Below are 1,168 nucleotides of genomic sequence, written 5' to 3' on the forward strand. Positions count from 1 at the left end.
GCTCCGCGCTTGCCAAGCCCGAGACCGACGATTACCAAAACCAAACCCGCAGACTCTCCTCATGAGCAAGGGACCATCGGGGGGCAGGTCAAAGGCGACACACTGGCCGTGTGGAAACTGGATCGCCTTGGACGATCCACGATCCATCTTCTGACCTTACTTAGCGACCTGCGTGATCGCGGTGTGGATTTTCAGGCGATCACGCAAGGGATCGACACGACTACAGCCGTTGGCCGCATGCTCTACGGCCAGCTAGCAGTCTTTGCTGAATACGAGCGCAGCCTGATTTCGGAGCGTACCAAGGCTGGCATGGCCGCCGCCAAAGCGCGCGGTGTTCATGTGGGAAGGCCTCGGAAACTTCTGACCAAAACCAAATTGATCAAGCCTTAGTTTTCACGAAAAAGTAGCAGTGAACGGAATGCAGCGTAGCAGCGCAATTGTAGGTGCTCCACAGTAAATGCCTCCATATAGGATGGAGGTGAGGCCGACTGCCATCGGGATTCGAAATTCAAATAAGTTGAACTCGGTTTCCCTTTTTTTCCTTATCTGTACAAGCTCTCCACTTAGCCCCTCAATTGCTTTTTTGAGATCAGTTTGCTCGAACTGTGTTGGAAAATCTGTGCAGTATTGAACGTGTTTGTTAAATAGGCTTAGTTTCTCTTGAATGGTGTCGGTTCTAAGTGCCGATACTTCTATGGTTTTCTGCGCTTTTGTATTCTTTTTTCTAAAATCTTCGGCAATGTCAGGGGGTACGAATTCTTGATACTCTTTGAGAATTTTCCAGATTTCGGGAGATAGAACAGGATCGGTTGCTCCAACTATTGGCTTGCCCTCTGTATCTCTGTTCATGTTTTCTTCGCTGAAGGAACCTTCCAGAATTTTTTGATAACTTTCCTTATCCTCTTTCTTTGCAAGATCTAAAATCTGCCTGAAATTTTCATCAGCGGCTTGGGTTGCTCGTATGATTTTTGAAAAGCTATTTTGTATGTTGGAGAGGATTGAATTCGTTGTGGCATGCTCCTTTGCAACCTTGTCAAATGATTTCTGGATTTCACTCAGAGTGGCGTCGAGACTTCCTAGGCTCAGGACCTATTGATTTCCTTCTGTCAGCGTGATTCACGGTTCGAAAAACGAGCGGTGAGCATGTCTGATCTCTTCTGGCTTACGG

2 protein-coding genes are annotated in these 1,168 nt (G+C 47.5%); one reads left to right on the top strand and one right to left on the bottom strand.

From position 1 onward, the window contains the following. Positions 1-390, top strand: a 390-nt coding sequence (locus ACXAHG_RS23485) for a recombinase family protein (protein WP_475061233.1), incomplete at its 5' end; no start/stop codon positions are given. A gap of 3 nt (positions 391-393) precedes the next feature. Here ACXAHG_RS23485 and ACXAHG_RS23490 read toward each other — a convergent pair. Beyond that, the gene (locus ACXAHG_RS23490) at positions 394-849 is read right to left on the bottom strand and encodes a hypothetical protein (protein ID WP_475061235.1); all 456 of its coding nucleotides are present in this window, start codon (positions 847-849) and stop codon (positions 394-396) included. Positions 850-1,168: the final 319 nt, after the last annotated feature.

The sequence above is a fragment of the Leisingera sp. ABD4_442 genome, assembly GCF_056160905.1.

What these genes read in the sequence shown, in the direction of transcription:
- ACXAHG_RS23490 (WP_475061235.1), bottom strand. Translation starts at nt 849, where the DNA reads ATGAACAGAGATACAGAGGGCAAGCCAATAGTTGGAGCAACCGATCCT.